Origin of the sequence: Bacillus cereus group sp. MYBK30-2 (genome assembly GCF_051915945.1) — a bacterium.
Lineage (GTDB): Bacteria > Bacillota > Bacilli > Bacillales > Bacillaceae_G > Bacillus_A > Bacillus_A paramycoides.
In genome coordinates, this window is record NZ_JBQAFR010000004.1 from 128,760 (window position 1) to 145,753 (window position 16,994).

Genomic DNA, 16,994 nt, shown 5'->3' on the forward strand with positions numbered 1-16,994 from the left:
TTTTATTCTTCCTCGTTTACGTGTTCAAACGCTTGCTCGAAGATATGAATTACGTGCTGGTCAGCTAATGAATAATAAACAACCTTTCCCTCTTTACGGTTCTTCACAAGCTTCGCTTGTTTTAATACACGAAGTTGATGCGAAATTGAGGATTGTGTCATTCCTAATAAATAAGCTAAATCACAAACGCACATTTCAGCTTCAAATAGCGCATGTAATATTCTCGTACGTGTACGGTCACCTAATACTTTAAACAATTCTGCTACTTTACTTAAACTTTCATCAGTCGGAATTGTTTCTTTTACTTGATCAATAACTTCTTCATGAATTACCGTCTGAGAACAAATTTCTTGTTGTGCTTCCACTTTATTTCCAGCCATCATAGCTCACCTCTTCAATTGAACATATGAACAATCATTCATATATCTTATACTTTTATTATATGAGCGCCTATTCATATGTGTCAATAAAATCTGCTATATTTTTTTGAACATTTCGTTCACATTTCAAAATAGGCATATAAATATTCTCCGCATTTGCTGTATTCTTCATACAAAAAGAGATATCCCATAAGCCGAGCTTTCAGCCAGAGTACATCCCTCTCTATTTACAGCAATACCCTAACAAAAGATATGATATCAACGATTCGACAAGGAATATCGATTTACCGACAAAGATTGATAATAGTAGCAACCTATATAAAAAGAAGACTGTCCAAAATATCTTTTTGGACAGTCTTCTTTTATTCACTTCTTAACTTTCACTGCATCTACAATTAACGAAGCAAATCCCAATTCACCATCTTGATTTCTATGATCAAAACGTTTCGATCGATAAATGAATCCTTTCTTTTCATCCCAATCACTGTAATGCAATTCACCATTCTCATCACAGTACTCTAAAAGCTTCACTTGAAAACTTGCCGATTCAAACATGGATGTGATTGTTTTATAATTATGTACAATTTTATGGCTTGCAGCTGGATGATTTAGGGGACCAGGCCCTCCCACTTGCACACCTTGCTGATATTCTTCATCAGGAAAAAACGCATCTGGAACCGCACAACGAATATAACCATCATCTTGTAAAAACTCATAGCATATTTTAGCTGCTTCTATGCCTTCCTCATACGATAAATGCTCCCATACATGTTCAGCTAAAATTGCTAATAAAGAATTCGGCTGAAATTTATTAATCCACATCTCTCTTTTTAATAAATTTAATTCTTCTTCATTCGTATGTAACCACCCTGGGTTATTATTATATCCCTCTGCTCCAACGACAACTTTCGTCTCCATCTTTACACCCCTTTTTCATATTCCGATCATAAAAATTCGCCAAATTAACATTGGTATCCTTTATTTCCCCAAAAAGAAAAAGCCTTGCGCGCTCCCTAGACGCACAAGGCTTACTATCTTATATCCCTTTAATTAGCTTTTTCTAAACTATCTTGCGAACTTCCATCTTCTTTTAGATGACTATGTTTTTTCGAATATACAAAGTATACAACTACTCCAATTGCCAACCAAACACCGAAGTATATCCATGTTTTTAATGGTAAATTTACCATTAAGAATAGACAACATGCAACTGAAATAATCGGTAAGATTGGTACAAACGGTACCATAAATCCACGTTGTAATTTCGGATGCGTTTTGCGAAGAATGATAACAGTTACACCAACCATCGCGAATGTTAATAACGCTCCAATATTCGCTAAATTCGACAATTCTTTTAAATCGATAAATCCAGCAATTAAAGCACTACCAATTCCCGTTAACCAAACTGAAAATGTTGGCGCTTCTGTCTTCTTGTTAATTTTCGCGAAAGATTTTGGTAATAAACCGTCACGGCTCATAGCGAAGAATACGCGTGTCGTAGCGTAGATATACGCGAAAATTACAGCCATAATACCAATTACAGCTCCAATAGCAATTACACCAGCCACTTTATCTTGTCCTACAACTTCTAGTACATAAGCCATCGCTTCAGGTACATCTAATTCCTTGTAAGAAACCATACCTGTCATAACAAGACAAACTACAACATAAATGATTGTACAAATGACTAATGAAGCAATAATACCAATCGGTAGATCACGTTGCGGATTTTTTACTTCTTCAGCAGAAGTTGCTAATGCATCAAATCCTAAGAAAGCGAAGAATACTGCTGCTCCTCCGGCAAAGACTCCACTTAAGCCGTACGGTGCAAATGGTATCCAGTTTTCTGGTTTCACATAGAATACACCAACTGCAATGAATAAAACAACAATACCAATTTTAATTAATACCATTATGTTATTCACACGCTTACTTTCTTTTGTACCTCGTGATAATAACCAAGTTATCACCAACGTAACGATAACTGCGGGTAAGTTCACTATACCACCTTGCGCTGGAATCGTTAACAATGCTTTTGGAATTTCAAGTCCCAATCCACTTACTAGGTTATGGAAGTAACCTGTCCATCCACCAGCTACTGCGGCAGTCGTTACAACGTATACTGACAATAATGTCCATCCCATTAAATGAGCTACAAACTCACCAATTGTTGCATAGGAATATGTGTACACACTACCTGAAACAGGAAGTGTAGATGCAACCTCTGCATAACATAAAGCCGCAAATCCACAAACAATTGCTGCAATCATGAATGAAAAAATAACCGCCGGACCAGCATCTCTTGCTGCTACTAATCCCGTTAATACTAGAACTCCTGTACCAATTATCGCACCAATCCCTAGCATTGTTAGGTCAAATGCCCCTAGCGTTTTCGTCAAAGTTTTACTTTTACTTTCCCCTAACAATTGCGTAACGGATTTCTTTTTAAATAGGTTGGCCACGATGAATGCCCCCTTTTACTAAGAAGAGCTAAGAGGTATTATCTCTTAGCTCTTATCATGTTGTATTATATATTGTTCGATTTTGTTTTGTATAATGCTTCTATTAGCAAGATACTGTTTCTGCTTCTAATAATTCTTTAGCACCTTTGTACTCTACACCATGAGCTTCTGCAACTGCTTCGAATGTTACAAAGCCATCTAATGTATTAATACCTTTTAGTAATGCAGAGTTGCCTAGGCAAGCTTCTTTGTAGCCTTTGTTAGCAATTTGTACTGCATATGGTACTGTTACGTTTGTTAATGCAAGAGTTGATGTACGTGGAACCGCACCTGGCATGTTTGCAACTGCATAATGAACAACGCCGTGTTTTTCGTAAGTTGGGTTATCATGAGTTGTAATACGGTCAGTTGTTTCGAAAATACCACCTTGGTCAATCGCGATATCTACAACAACAGAACCTGTTTCCATTGATTTAATCATTTCTTCTGTTACAAGTTTTGGCGCTTTTGCACCTGGGATTAATACTGCACCGATTACAAGATCAGACTCTTTTACAGCTTCTGCAATATTGTAAGGATTAGACATTAAAGTTTTTACTTGGTTTCCGAAAATGTCATCTAATTGGCGAAGACGTTCTGCACTTAAGTCGATGATTGTTACATCCGCACCTAGTCCAACTGCAATTTTAGCAGCATTTGTACCAGCTTGTCCACCACCGATAATTGTTACTTTACCACGTTTAACCCCTGGAACACCTGCAAGTAAGATACCTTTACCGCCTTTGTTCTTCTCAAGGAATTGTGCACCGATTTGTGCAGCCATACGACCAGCTACTTCACTCATTGGTGCAAGTAATGGTAGAGAACGGTTTTCTAATTGTACTGTTTCGTATGCGATAGCAACGACTTTCTTTTCGATTAACGCTTTTGTTAATTCTGGTTCTGGAGCTAAGTGTAAGTATGTGAATAAGATTAAACCTTCACTGAAGTGTTTGTATTCGCTTTCAATTGGTTCCTTAACTTTCATAACCATATCCATGTTCCAAGCTTCTTCAGCTGTATCAACAATTTTTGCTCCCGCTTCAACATACTCTGCATCTGTGAAACCAGATCCTAAACCTGCACCCTTTTGAATGAATACTTCGTGGTTGTTACGAACTAAATGTACAACACCTGCTGGTGTCATTGCCACACGGTTTTCGTTGTTTTTAATTTCTGCTGGTACCCCAATACGCATAATGAAATGCCCCCTTATAATTAACAGAAAAAAGGAATTCTTTTTTCTTTTTTTAATAATTAATAACTTATGTCCTTATTCTAGCATAACTTAAAAGTTATGAAAACGCTAACATACTATTTTTTTAAAGTTTATATATTTAGAATAGTGTAAATATATAAAACATTGATTCTATTGGGTCTTTCGTACCATTTCATTATCTATCACTCTATTTTTATTATACCCACTCAAAATGCACAGTAATCATTTATTATTTGACAATAATGTAACGATGTAAAAAAACTAAGCAATGCCGTATACATATGCACTTATTACTTTGTACAATACTTTAGAAATATATTCTTTTCACAAAAAAAAACAGCTACTAGTATTTAGCCAGCAGCTGGGTAACTTATAAATAACTTTGAAAATAAATCTTCTGTCGTTTCTGTAATTTTATCAAACAGATCACTTTCTTCCGCTTCTTGTTCTTTTAACATCTTAATTGTTTCACGTGCATCTTCAGGATAATCGGTAATGATACCATCTACGTTTAACTTATAATATGCCTTTAAACTCTCCATATCGTTCACTGTCCATACGTAAATTGGCTTATTTAACTTCCTTGCTTCTTTTACTAATTTCTTATTTAACATATATTCTTCTGCTACATAAAAATCAGCCTTCACATTCTTTAAGTTAGCTCTACTTGCATAAAGTATATATCCTACTTTTATATCTGGATTTGCACGCTTAAACTCTTTAATAAGCGGGTAATGTAACGTTTGAATTACACATTGCTTCTCAAAGTCATTATCTTTAATCGTTTTTAATACTTTGTTTACAAAATCTTTCTCGCCCCCATGAAGCTTCACTTCAATATTGAGTTTGATTTTATCCTTTGCCAGCTTAATGATCTCATCAAGCGTACTTATTTGTCCTGAAAATCCATCTTGACTAAGAGTAAGCTGCCTTAACTCATCCATCGTCAAATCTGATACATGCACATTCGCATTCGCAAGACGTTTTAGCTTCAAATCATGTATGACTGCTAGTTCACCGTCTTTCGTTTGCAATACATCTATTTCAGCATAGTCTGCTTTTGCATCAATAGCACCTTGTATCGCTTCTTTCGTATTCTCTACACCTTTTGATATATATCCACGGTGCGCCATAATAATCGGTTCTTTATACGAATTTGAAATAAACGTTACAATGAATGCAACGACCATTCCAGCAGTAATAATCCCCACGATATATACACCAATAAACTTCCAACGATGTTTTTTGAAGAAACATTTATCTGCTTTCGTTTTTGAATAATCTAATCCTTCTTCTAGTAAAACATCTTCAACCGGAACCTTTTGCAAATATAATCGCGTAATCGCCATAATATAAAATGGCGTCACAATAAAACTAAATAAATACAATGTACTCGTTAAAAATACAGACATTGTTGATTCAGCTAATAATGCAAATGTTCCTTTCGGATTTGTAAATTCATAAACACCCCATAGACACAATAAATATATTCCTAAAAATACAACATACACAATTCCTATTGAAATGAAAAAACCTACTAAAAAGAATAGTACTTTAAAAAAGCTTTCTTTTACTAACGTTGCACTTTTACGTGCTGCCATGCGAAATGGCTTTTGCTCTAAAACAACAATAGGTAAAACAAAAATCCAGCGAAGGTTCAAATACGCAACTACAGCAAAGAACGTGTAATAACCAACTTGTCCCATCGTTGTCTTAAACAGTTCTCCTGTAATGAAGTTAGGAATTTGAATTTGAGGGATTAATGCCGTTTCATATCCCATATTTAAAAGAGGTAACAATACGACAGCATATAAAATAAATCCCGGTAAGCAATATGTGAAAAGAGCTGGCAAATACGTTACCGTTTTATACAAAATCGGGCGTAATTTCACCTTTTGTCTTTTATGAGCGAAGTATGAAATAATAATAAGCACTGCAAACTCTGTAAAAATAAGAAACAATGCTAGTATGGATAAAATTACAATCGCCAAAATTCCGTATGGTGTTTTCAAAAATGCTAATAACTCATCATTTGTCGCATTTGCATAACCACCAAAGTACAATAACTTATTAAAAATAATACCGAAGAGTGGGATAAACACAATCGCTGCTAACAATTTATAAACGAGTTGGAATGTTAACACATTCCAAAAAGCGAATTTTACTGTTTGAAAGGAATGTCTCATTACCCCTGGTATAGATAGTCTTTTACGGTGTTGCATATATTCCTCCACATTCTAAAACGATATTTGAGATGGATTCCACATTTCCAGTTCCAATCCATCTTTTTAATAATAATATATTCCGCTTAACATGAACACTCTTATACATACAATGAAAAAAAGTGATGGCCACTTCCCATCACTTTTTTTCATTCCCTCTATTTTTTCTCTAGCCCTTGCCCGAATGCTTTTAAAAAGCTAAAACCAAATGTAATTGCTCTATTGATATCTGGATCTTTTAATACCTTAAAGAAATCCATTACCTTTGTTTTTTTTCCACTATTTAATTCATCCGTTGCAAATTGTAATCCAGTGACTAAACTAGATGCTATTTGTTTCGTTATTTCTGGGTCCACTGAAGACAACGCTTCTCCGGCTCCCATCATATTATTTAATGCATTTTTTACTGGTTCACGATTTAATTGTTCAACAGCTATTTTTGAAACATCTTCTTTTGCAGCAAGTAAACTAATTGCCGCATCTAAAATCCCTGCTTTTTGTAATTGCGCTAAAAGCTGCATCGTTTCCTCGACTGCTTCACGGTTATGAGCTAACTCTGTTAACAATTCATCTGCTAACTGTTGTTTCTGCTCTTCTTCTGTTACAACTTTCTTTTGAATTAACGTAATTTCTTTCGCCACTATCTCCGCCCCCTAATCTTGATCCACAAGTGATACGTATTGTTTTCTTTGCCACTTTTGCTGAATTTCAACACCATTTTGCGGATGACGTTTTTTGTCTCTTGGGTTTGAAGATGGTAATGGACGATTTCCTTTTTCACGTAATACGCGCAGTTTCACCATCGTTTGTTTATAAGCTGGTGTACACGTATAAATGTCTGTCGCTGTTCCTGTTAAAATATTAATAGCTTCTTCATTTACTGTCGCATGCATTGGTAAATATAGCTCATTTCCAGTTACACGGTCTGTAACAAGCGCTTGCACTTTAATCTTTCCGAACGGCGATGCTAATTCTACAAGACCACCATCTTTCACATTGCGCTCTTTAGCAAGTTCAGGCGAAATCTCAACAAATACTTCAGACACTTTAGATAAAATTCCAGCCGACTTATTCGTCATATTCCCTTCATGGAAATGCTCTAACATACGGCCATTATTTAATAGCAAATCATACTCATCTGGTGCTACTACTGGCGGTACCCATTCATCTAGTGATAAGCGTGCTAGTTTGTCTGGGAAGTTAAATCCATCTACATATAATAGTGGTGTATCACTACCATCGTGGCTACCCCAGCATAAACTATTCCAACCTTCTAAACGATCATACGTTGCTTGTGAATATAACGGGGCAAGCGATGCAATTTCATCCATAATTTCACTTGGACTTTCATAGTTCCAGTCCCCGCCAAGTGCACGAGCTACTTTTTGTAAAATCCACCAATCAGGCTTAGAATCACCAAGCGGCTTCAATACTTCATACAACCTTTGAATACGGCGCTCTGTATTCGTAAACGTTCCTTCTTTTTCTAAGCTTGGTGCTGCTGGTAAAATAACATCAGCAAAACGAGCTGTTTTCGATAAGAACATATCTTGAACAACGAGGAAGTCTAAGTTCGCTAAAATATGTTGCACATGGTTAGCGTTCGAATCTACTAAAGCCATTTCTTCACCCATGACATACATACCACGCAATTTTCCTTCTTCTGCTGCAAGTAACATTGCAATATTATTTAATCCTGGTTCTTTCGGAATAGTAGTACCGTATGCTTTTTCAAATTTTGCACGATGCACATCATCTGAAACTGCTTGATAACCTGGAAGCCAGTTCGGTAATGTTGCCATATCACAAGCGCCTTGTACGTTATTGTGCCCGCGTAATGGATACGCACCTGCACCAGGACGACGATAGTTACCCGTAACAAGAAGTAAATTTGAAATTGCAGCTGAAGCTGTACTTCCTCCTGTATTTTGAGTTACTCCCATACCCCAAAGTACACAAGTACCATCTGCTTCATATACCATACGAGCCATTTCTTTCAGATTCTCTTTAGAAATCCCCGTAATTTCTTCTGTATAATCAATCGTATACTTTTCTAGCATTTTGCTATATTCATCAAAGTTTTTCACATTTTCAGCTAAGAATTTTTTATCATGCCAATCTTGATCAATAATATATTTCGTTATCCCAGCAAGCCATACATAATCTGTTCCTTGGCGCGGATGAATAAATAGATCCGCACGTTCTGCCATCTCATGTTTACGAAGGTCTGCTACAATTAGTTTTTGTTCATGTAATTTATGAGCACGTTTCACTCTCGTTGCAAGTACAGGATGTCCTTCTGTTGGATTTGCGCCAACAATAATAACAAGACCTGCCTCAGCAATATCTTTCACCGTCCCAGCATCTCCGCCCATACCGACAGTTTTAAATAAACCATCTGTCGCTGGGGACTGACAATAGCGTGAACAGTTATCTACATTATTTGTTCCATATATTTGACGAGCTAGTTTTTGCATAAGATAGTTTTCTTCATTTGTTACTTTAGAAGAAGAAATAAATCCAAATGCATCGCTACCATATTCTGATTTAATGTGCTGCATGTTAGATGCAACAACTTCAATAGCCTCTTCCCATGAAGCCTCAACAAACATATCCCCTTGGCGAATTAAAGGCTTTGTAATACGATCTTCACTGTTTACAAAGTCCCATCCGAATTTACCTTTTACGCATGTAGAAATACCATTTACTGGTGCATCTGATACAGGCTGTACTTTTAAAATTTGGCGGTCTTTCGTCCATACTTCAAACGAACAACCTACGCCACAAAATGTACAAACTGTTTTTGTTTTATTAATTTTCGTCTTACGCATTGCAGACTCTACTTCTGAAACAGCTAAAATACTACTATATCCTGGCTCTACATCTTTAACAAAATCAATCATTGGGTCTAGTACATCTGGTTTTAAGCCAGTCATGAACCCAGCTTCTCCTAGCATTGTTTTCTCCATTAATGCATTACATGGACAAACTGTTACACATTGTCCACAGCTCACGCAAGATGAGTCATTTATACTCACGCCATTGTCCCAAATAACACGCGGGCGATCTAAGCTCCAATCAATTGATAAAGTTTCATTCACTTGTAAGTTTTGGCATACTTCTACGCACTGTCCACAAGCAATACATTGATTGGGATCGTACCGATAAAATGGATGGGACATATCCACTTCGCACGCGCTCACTTTCGGCTCATATGGATACTTTTGTTCTTCAATTCCCATCATATGTACCGTATTATGCACTTTACAGTTACCATTATTGTTATCGCATACTGTGCAGTACAATAAATGATTTTCTAATATACGATCCATTGCTTCAGTTTGTGCTTCTTTCGCACGTGTTGATTGTCTCTCAATATGCATACCATCTTCCAACTTCGTTGAACAAGCACGCATTAAACTTCCATTCACTTCTACAATACATGTATCACAAGTTTGAATAGGATCTACTTCTGGTACATGACAAATTTGAGGATGTTCTAAATTACTTTCGTTAAATAATTGGAGTATCGTCTTTTCACCTGATGCGAAAAATTCTTTACCATCAACGGTTACACGGACTTTCTGTTCTGTCATAGTTTCCCCTCTCCTTACAACTAACTGTACAACACAGTTATGAATCCGTTTTCAAAACTGCGTTGCTGTACATATTTTTGAAACGCCCTGTTGAAATACTTTCCTCTTGAAGTCGATTCTAGATGTTATAAGGTATAACTACGTAAGCTTATAAATGTCACTACTCTACAAATCTATTATATCGTAAATATACAATTATAACCAAAATAATCTGCTACCTTCTAGTGGATGCTTTTATTTTTTCGATGTTTTATGATAAATATGGAGAAAAATACATATAAAGGGGAATTTAATATGGAGCCTACTCAAGAAACGTACACAATTGTACGCTATCAATCTGGTACATTTTCAAAACAAACCGATGAGATTGTTACGGAATCTCCTATTACAATTAAATTAAATAGCGAAGAATACGTAACAGTCGTATGCACTCCTAATTATATTGAAGATATGGTAATCGGTTTTTTAATTTCAGAAGGAATTATTTCTTCTTATAAAGATATTGAAGAGTTATGGATTCAAAAAGAAAGCGGAATTGTCCATGTAAAATCATCAAAAATTAATCCGCTCTATCAAACTTTATATAATAAACGGTACGTAACTTCTTGTTGCGGAAAAAGTAGACAAGGTTTTGTTTTCGTCAATGATGCCGCAAAAGCCAAAAAGTTACATGATATACATATAACTATTACTCCGGAAGAATGTTTTCACCTAATGACTTCCTTACAGCAATCTTCAACTACATTTCGCCAAACGGGTGGTGTGCACAATACCGCTCTATGTGATCGAAAAAACATTCTTTTATCAAGAATGGATATCGGAAGACATAATGCGCTAGATAAAATATACGGTCATTGTTTACGAAACAATATATCTGTTCAAGGGAAAATCATTGCGTTTAGCGGACGCATCTCGTCTGAAATTTTGCTAAAGGTTTCAAAAATAGGATGCGAAATTGTTCTATCTAAATCGGCCCCAACTAAACTGGCCCTGCAACTTGCCCATGATTTAGGTATTACCGTAGTAGGATTCATTCGAAATGAATCTTGCAATATTTATACACATCCAGAACGAATTGATGGGTATAAAGCAAAAAATTAAATACGAAATGCAAAATGACTCCTTTACATAGGAGTCATTTTAGTTATAAAAATACAATATATTAAACACTTGAATAGTTAATGAAGTTAATATATAATTTCATTACATAAACAGAAATGAAAACATAGTAGCATAATCTTCTCATTCTTTTACAAATTAAGAAAGAATAGTCACAGCGTGCATTTACAAAGTAAAACTATACTCACTCTTATGAAGATAATGAATTAAATTTGGATCAACCAAGGAGGTTACAATTATGGAAATTCGCTTATTAACAACAGAGGACGCAGAAATATATTTAAAAGTTTGTATGGAAGGTTTAACAAAAAACCCTGAAGCTTTTAGCTCTTCTTACGAAGATGTTCTGAAACATGAGGACCCTGTCGCTGCCATGGCAAAACGATTAAGCAATCCGGACAAGTATACTCTAGGTGTCTTCAAAGATAATGATTTAATCGGTATTGCTACTTTAGAAACAAAACCCTTTATTAAACAAGAACATAAAGCAAAAATCGGCTCCGTTTTTGTTTCCCCAAAAGCACGTGGACTCGGAGCGGGACGAGCTTTAATTAAAGCCATTATTGAAAATGCCGATAAATTACATGTAGAACAACTCATGCTTGATGTCGTTGCCGATAACACAGCTGCAAAAAAATTATATGAGTCCCTCGGCTTCCAAACTTACGGTGTGCAGGAACGTTCCTTAAAGCATAACGGACAATATTGGGATGAAGAGCATATGGTTTTATTCTTAAATGATTAATACGTCAACTTTTCAAAAGCATCTTTTTATTAATAAAGATGCTTTTTTTATTACAATAATGTAATTTTCATGTCACCTTTATCGATCGTTCCAATCCTTTCCATTCGTTATACTAAAAATATAAAGTGAGACTTTAATCAGTGGGGGTTTTGTCCATCACCCACTAATTATTAGCCGACACCAATCGGGCCCGCAAATAGCGGGATAACGTGAACGAACAGCATTCAATTGATATGTAGAGGAGAATGTGATATGAAACAAAACAAACAAGCTATCGTTTTAATATTTGCTACAGCAATCGTAACTTCTGGGTTAGCAATTCTACCTTGGTTTATTATATAGAACGCATTAAAAAAGCTTATTGCTTCTTAAGAGGCAATAAGCTTTTTTTCTATTATAAAATCCCGAAAAATTTATTTACACAACTTATCATAATAAGCATAGATACCGCAACACACATTACAATCGCATTACGATCTTGCTTTTCTTTTTGTAAACGTTCTACTTTTTTACTCATGTGTACAATCCCCTTTATAATAAAAAAAGTGTGAGATAGGAATTTTTTCTTATCCGATGCGAGGTGAATACGAAAACCTTCTCTATCCCACATACACAATAGAATGGAATTGTCATTTTATAAATAAAATGACATGACGTTATGTCGCAACATAGGGTATTTTGTGTCGCTACGTTTTCTATTATAAAAAAGAGTTGTGCAAAACTAGTGCATTTTTTATGTCAATTGCCCTGAAAGAAAAAATCAAACTTCCATTCAATCACATAAAAAGAGTTTTTTATTATTTTCATGTAAACTATACAAGTAGAATGAATAGTTTGGGGTGCACAAGATTATGGTGAAAATTTTATTAGTAGACGATGAAGAACGTATGTTACGATTGCTAGATCTGCTCTTAAGCCCTCGTGGCTATTTTTGTATGAAGGCTACATCTGGCCTTGAAGCGCTAGAGTTAATCGAACAAAAGGACTTCGATATTATTTTATTAGATGTTATGATGCCAAATATGGATGGCTGGGATACTTGCTATCAAATTCGTCAACTTTCCAACGTTCCAATTATTATGCTAACGGCTCGCAATCAAAATTATGATATGATTAAAGGCCTGACGATGGGAGCAGATGATTATATTACAAAACCATTTGATGAGCATGTACTGGTTGCACGAATTGAGGCCATATTACGCCGCACAAAGAAAGATGGCTTTGTTAGTTTCAATGGAATTGAGTGGGATAAAACAAAACATACTGTTACAGTTTATGATGAAAAAATCTCCCTAACTCCTATTGAATTTTCATTACTCGGACTGTTTTTACAAAATACAAATCGCGCTTACAGCCGAGACGATTTAATCGAAAAAATCTGGGGCTATCAAACAGACATCGAATACAGAACTATCGATTCACATATTCGTAATATCCGTGATAAATTACGCAAAAAAGGATTTCCAGTTGAAGATTATTTAGAAACCGTCTATAAAGTCGGTTACAAATGGAAAAGTGAATAATTAATTTGGTCAGTGGACAATAATAGTAAACCACTGGCCCTTTATATGAAATAAGGCATGGTGAGAAAATGAGCAAACTTTCCCTTAAAATTGGGACATACTTTTTAATATTAGCTTTATGTATTGAAACAATTGCTTTCGTATCTTTTTATAAAAGCCTTTCAAAAATGCGGGTTGAGGAAGAGACCCTTTCTCTTTTAGAGAAAGGAAATCGCTATCGCGATACGATTGAACGGCGTGCAAAATGGAGCAAATACGACAAATACACTGAGAGAAAAAAATATGCTGAACGTCTCAATCACCCTGAACCCCCTGCTTTCGCTATTGAACATGCCGCTGAAGATTTAATGGAAACAGAGGCACTTACTAATTCTGATATAGTTATTGTTATAACTGATAGTAATGGAAAAATTATGTCTTCCTCAGCGACTGTAACACAAGATATACAAAAACAACTTCATTGCAATACACAACCTGTTGAAAGAGATGGCTTAATAGTAGAGAAGAACTGGAAAAAATCAAAATTCATCTCAACAGTAAGCCCGATTAAAACAGAAGACTTTAATGGTAACTTACACATGTTCTTAAAAACATCCTTCTTAGAAAAGATGTTACTTAGACTTATGGATCAATTCATCATCGTTAGTATTTTAACACTTATTTTAACAACTATTTCTGTCTTTGTTTTTTCTCGAGTTATTACAGAGCCTCTTATAAAAATGAAAAGAGCAACAGAAAAAATGCCGAAATTGAATAAACCAATTCAACTAGGAATTAAACGTAATGATGAACTCGGAAGTTTAGCTAAGACCATTGAAGATTTATCTAGTGAACTTACGTATATGAAAAAAGAGCGAAATGAATTTCTCGCTAGCGTTGCCCATGAACTATTAACTCCATTGACCTACATGAAAGGCTATGCGAAAGTGGCAAAGAGAGACTCTTTAACGAAGGAAGAACGTGAAGAATATTTACAGATTATCGAAGATGAAACGGATAGTATAACGGATCTCGTACAAGATTTATTCATACTTGTACAATTAGAGCAGCACCAATTCGTTATAAAAAAACAAACTATGCTCCTTAGTCCATTTTTAGAGCGAATGGTTGAAAAAACAAAAACAACATTAACAAACAAACAGATGAAAATCCATGTATACTGTAACGATGGCCTAGAAGTTTGCATAGATGAAAGACGTATGGAACAAGTTATGTTAAATTTACTGCATAACGCCTATCAACATTCACCAGAAAACACTTCCATAACAATACGTGTACGAACAAATATGGATACTTTTACAATAAGTGTACAAGATGAAGGAGAAGGTATTCCTGAAGAAGATATCCCACATATTTTCGATCGCTTTTACCGTGTTGATAAATCTAGGACACGAGCTACAGGCGGAAAAGGTATCGGACTAGCTGTTGCAAAAGAAATTGTAGAACTTCATAACGGTTCTATTCTAGTTACAAGTGAATTAAACGTCGGAACAGAATTTATAATTGAGCTACCATTTGAATAATATATGCGTGAAATCACCAGTAGTAGTAAACACTACTGGTGTTATTTTGTTCATAAAACTAGCATTATAAGCTAAGCTTTTGAAATTATTCTTATTTCAATATAAAATAAAGGTACATTTGTCAAAGATTTGGAGGGTGATATAATTGGATATCCATGTATTAACAAAAGACGAAGCGGAAATTTACTTAGAACTTCGCGTAGAAGGATTAAAGCAAAACCCTGAAGCTTTCAGCTCTTCTTATGAAGATATTATTAATAAAGAGTGTGCTATTGAATATAAAGCGCAAAAATTAGCACAAGATGAAAACTATACACTAGGTGCATTTAAAGATGGAAAATTAATCGGAGTTGCAACATTGGAAACGAAACCATATGTAAAACAAGAACATAAAGCAAAGATTGGTTCAGTATACGTGTCTCCAAAAGCACGCGGACTTGGAGCAGGAAAAGCACTTATTAAAGAATGTCTTGAACTTGCTAAATCTTTAGAAGTAGAACAAGTTATGCTTGATGTTGTTGTTGGCAACGATGGTGCGAAGAAACTTTATGAAACATTAGGATTTAAAACCTTCGGTGTGCAAGAACGTTCATTGAAATATAACGGACAATATTGGGATGAAGAGCATATGGTCTTATTCCTAGATGAGAATAAATAATAAAAAACATCCTCTCATGTATGAGGATGTTTTTTTACTTTCTTGTAAACCATGCCGTATTTAATAATTGAATCGCTTTCGCAATTTCTTCTTCTGATAAAATCGCAAACCCAAGTAAAACTATATTTTCAGGTGCAGTACCGTCTTTATAGTACGTAGAAACAGGATATAATTTAATACTATATTTTGCTGCTTCTTTAATTAATTCTTCTTCTCGCATTCCATTATGCACTTTTAATAAAATGTGTAATCCCGAATCTTCCCCTATCACTTCAACACGATTAGAAAAATACTTTTCTATTTCAAAAACAAGCCGATCTCTCTTCTTTCGATAGACGACACGCATTTTATGAATATGTTTTTCCCAATGTCCTTCATTTAAAAACCTTCTGATCACTTCTTGGTCCATTCTTGAAACACTTTGTGTATAAAACAAATATTCCTTTTGGTATTTTTTAATTAAATTCTTTGGTAATACCATATAGCTCATCCGTAACGATGGCAACAATGCTTTAGATAGTGTACCCATATAAATAACTTTCCCATCCGTATCTAGCCCTTGCAGTGCCGGTATTGGCTTTCCTGAATAGCGAAATTCACTATCGTAATCATCTTCAATAATATACCTACCTTCTTCTTTCTTCGCCCATTGTAAAAGCTGCATACGTCTCGTGATAGGCATAATCATTCCATACGGGAACTGATGAGAAGGAGTTACAAATACAACATTTGCATCGCTATTTTCTAAATCTGCAATACAAATTCCATCCCTATCTAAAGATAACATTTGAACTCTTTTTTCTCCCTGTTCAAAAACAACCATTTTCCTATGATACCCTGGGTTTTCAACGGCATAATTGCTTCCCTTTAACAATTGAAATAGTAACTTCACTAATATTTGTGTTCCCGCTCCTAATACGATTTGACTAGCTGAACAACGCACACCTCTAGATTCATACAAATAGTTCGCAATTTCTTCTCTTAAGCTCACTTCCCCTTGAGGGTGCCCAAGAAAGAGCAAATCATTATTATATGGCTGCCATACATCATTTATAAGTTTGCGGTACATAGTGAACGGAAAAGTATTCGTATCGACTCCTGTTTGTGTAAAATCAAATTTATAATTCTTTTCCTGAAATGGTACCTCTCCTATTCTCTCTTCGCTTCCTTCTACAGAAACCATTTGCTCAATTTCACACACAAAGTAACCTTTTCTCGAAATTGACTCAATATAACCTTCTGCAAGTAATTGCTCGTAAGCCGCCTCTACTGTATTTTTACTTACTTGTAAATGTGTTGCTAACTTTCGCTTAGCTGGTAACTTCGTAAAAGCCGGAATCGTTCCATCTTTAATTTCTTTTTTTATATACTCATACAATTGCACGTACAATGCCTTTTTACTATTCATATTTAAATTAGGCGTTAATTCTAACATAATATCTGACCCCTTAATAAAACTAAAATCTGATACTTTTTGCAGTACCAGAAGTTATATATAATTCCTTTTA

Annotated in this window: 14 protein-coding genes; 5 read left to right on the forward strand and 9 right to left on the reverse strand. The window is 35.2% G+C overall.

Annotation, left to right across the window (positions count from 1 at the left end):
• Positions 1-2: 2 nt before the first annotated feature.
• From ACTFQM_RS22030 to fdhF, 7 genes are all read right to left on the reverse strand, one after another.
• Positions 3-380, reverse strand: coding sequence for an ArsR/SmtB family transcription factor (locus ACTFQM_RS22030; RefSeq protein WP_002174816.1), 378 nt, complete (start codon positions 378-380; stop codon positions 3-5).
• Between the two features lie 366 nt (positions 381-746).
• Positions 747-1,298: a class I SAM-dependent methyltransferase gene (locus ACTFQM_RS22035; protein WP_440036280.1), complete on the reverse strand. Its 552-nt coding sequence runs from the start codon at positions 1,296-1,298 to the stop codon at positions 747-749.
• 128 nt (positions 1,299-1,426) lie between these two features.
• On the reverse strand, positions 1,427-2,842 hold the full coding sequence (locus ACTFQM_RS22040) for an amino acid permease (RefSeq protein WP_178941130.1): 1,416 nt from the start codon (positions 2,840-2,842) through the stop codon (positions 1,427-1,429).
• Positions 2,843-2,945: 103 nt separating this feature from the next.
• Positions 2,946-4,079, reverse strand: coding sequence for an alanine dehydrogenase (ald, locus tag ACTFQM_RS22045; protein WP_025149765.1), 1,134 nt, complete (start codon positions 4,077-4,079; stop codon positions 2,946-2,948).
• Between the two features lie 371 nt (positions 4,080-4,450).
• Positions 4,451-6,322, reverse strand: a complete 1,872-nt coding sequence (locus ACTFQM_RS22050) for a glycerophosphoryl diester phosphodiesterase membrane domain-containing protein (protein ID WP_440036282.1) — start codon at positions 6,320-6,322, stop codon at positions 4,451-4,453.
• A gap of 158 nt (positions 6,323-6,480) precedes the next feature.
• Positions 6,481-6,963, reverse strand: a complete 483-nt coding sequence (locus tag ACTFQM_RS22055; protein WP_002174811.1) for a DUF1641 domain-containing protein — start codon at positions 6,961-6,963, stop codon at positions 6,481-6,483.
• A gap of 12 nt (positions 6,964-6,975) precedes the next feature.
• A complete protein-coding gene (fdhF, locus tag ACTFQM_RS22060) occupies positions 6,976-9,918 on the reverse strand; it encodes a formate dehydrogenase subunit alpha (RefSeq protein WP_440036283.1) in 2,943 nt (980 codons plus the stop codon).
• A gap of 294 nt (positions 9,919-10,212) precedes the next feature.
• Here fdhF and fdhD point away from each other — a divergent pair, with 294 nt between their 5' ends.
• Entirely contained in the window at positions 10,213-11,019 is an 807-nt protein-coding gene (fdhD, locus tag ACTFQM_RS22065; RefSeq protein ID WP_002174809.1) for a formate dehydrogenase accessory sulfurtransferase FdhD, read from the forward strand.
• A gap of 256 nt (positions 11,020-11,275) precedes the next feature.
• Positions 11,276-11,782 (forward strand): N-acetyltransferase family protein, encoded by a 507-nt coding sequence (locus ACTFQM_RS22070; protein WP_440036284.1) that lies wholly within the window; start codon positions 11,276-11,278, stop codon positions 11,780-11,782.
• 394 nt (positions 11,783-12,176) lie between these two features.
• Here ACTFQM_RS22070 and ACTFQM_RS22075 read toward each other — a convergent pair whose 3' ends face one another.
• Positions 12,177-12,299, reverse strand: a complete 123-nt coding sequence (locus ACTFQM_RS22075) for a hypothetical protein (protein WP_002029704.1) — start codon at positions 12,297-12,299, stop codon at positions 12,177-12,179.
• Positions 12,300-12,633: 334 nt separating this feature from the next.
• On the opposite strand from ACTFQM_RS22075, the gene ACTFQM_RS22080 reads away from it, so the two are divergent.
• The 3 genes from ACTFQM_RS22080 (at position 12,634) to ACTFQM_RS22090 (ending at position 15,486) form a co-directional block, all read left to right on the forward strand.
• On the forward strand, positions 12,634-13,305 hold the full coding sequence (locus ACTFQM_RS22080) for a response regulator transcription factor (RefSeq protein WP_048370667.1): 672 nt from the start codon (positions 12,634-12,636) through the stop codon (positions 13,303-13,305).
• A gap of 68 nt (positions 13,306-13,373) precedes the next feature.
• Positions 13,374-14,828 carry a HAMP domain-containing sensor histidine kinase gene (locus ACTFQM_RS22085; protein ID WP_440036286.1) on the forward strand — a complete coding sequence of 485 codons (1,455 nt, stop codon included), beginning with the start codon at positions 13,374-13,376 and terminating at the stop codon, positions 14,826-14,828.
• A gap of 145 nt (positions 14,829-14,973) precedes the next feature.
• Positions 14,974-15,486 (forward strand): GNAT family N-acetyltransferase, encoded by a 513-nt coding sequence (locus ACTFQM_RS22090; protein ID WP_002174804.1) that lies wholly within the window; start codon positions 14,974-14,976, stop codon positions 15,484-15,486.
• Between the two features lie 34 nt (positions 15,487-15,520).
• Here ACTFQM_RS22090 and pdxR read toward each other — a convergent pair whose 3' ends face one another.
• Positions 15,521-16,921, reverse strand: a complete 1,401-nt coding sequence (gene pdxR, locus ACTFQM_RS22095) for a MocR-like pyridoxine biosynthesis transcription factor PdxR (RefSeq protein WP_440036287.1) — start codon at positions 16,919-16,921, stop codon at positions 15,521-15,523.
• Between the last annotated feature and the right edge of the window lie 73 nt (positions 16,922-16,994).

Bases quoted from the DNA above. Each gene is read 5' to 3' on its own strand.
- ACTFQM_RS22035 (WP_440036280.1), bottom strand. From the start codon at position 1,298: ATGGAGACGAAAGTTGTCGTTGGAGCAGAGGGATATAATAATAACCCA.
- ACTFQM_RS22075 (WP_002029704.1), bottom strand. From the start codon at position 12,299: ATGAGTAAAAAAGTAGAACGTTTACAAAAAGAAAAGCAAGATCGTAAT.
- ACTFQM_RS22070 (WP_440036284.1), top strand. From the start codon at position 11,276: ATGGAAATTCGCTTATTAACAACAGAGGACGCAGAAATATATTTAAAA.
- ald (WP_025149765.1), bottom strand. From the start codon at position 4,079: ATGCGTATTGGGGTACCAGCAGAAATTAAAAACAACGAAAACCGTGTG.
- ACTFQM_RS22050 (WP_440036282.1), bottom strand. From the start codon at position 6,322: ATGCAACACCGTAAAAGACTATCTATACCAGGGGTAATGAGACATTCC.
- fdhF (WP_440036283.1), bottom strand. From the start codon at position 9,918: ATGACAGAACAGAAAGTCCGTGTAACCGTTGATGGTAAAGAATTTTTC.
- fdhD (WP_002174809.1), top strand. From the start codon at position 10,213: ATGGAGCCTACTCAAGAAACGTACACAATTGTACGCTATCAATCTGGT.
- ACTFQM_RS22085 (WP_440036286.1), top strand. From the start codon at position 13,374: ATGAGCAAACTTTCCCTTAAAATTGGGACATACTTTTTAATATTAGCT.
- pdxR (WP_440036287.1), bottom strand. From the start codon at position 16,921: ATGTTAGAATTAACGCCTAATTTAAATATGAATAGTAAAAAGGCATTG.
- ACTFQM_RS22080 (WP_048370667.1), top strand. From the start codon at position 12,634: ATGGTGAAAATTTTATTAGTAGACGATGAAGAACGTATGTTACGATTG.
- ACTFQM_RS22030 (WP_002174816.1), bottom strand. From the start codon at position 380: ATGGCTGGAAATAAAGTGGAAGCACAACAAGAAATTTGTTCTCAGACG.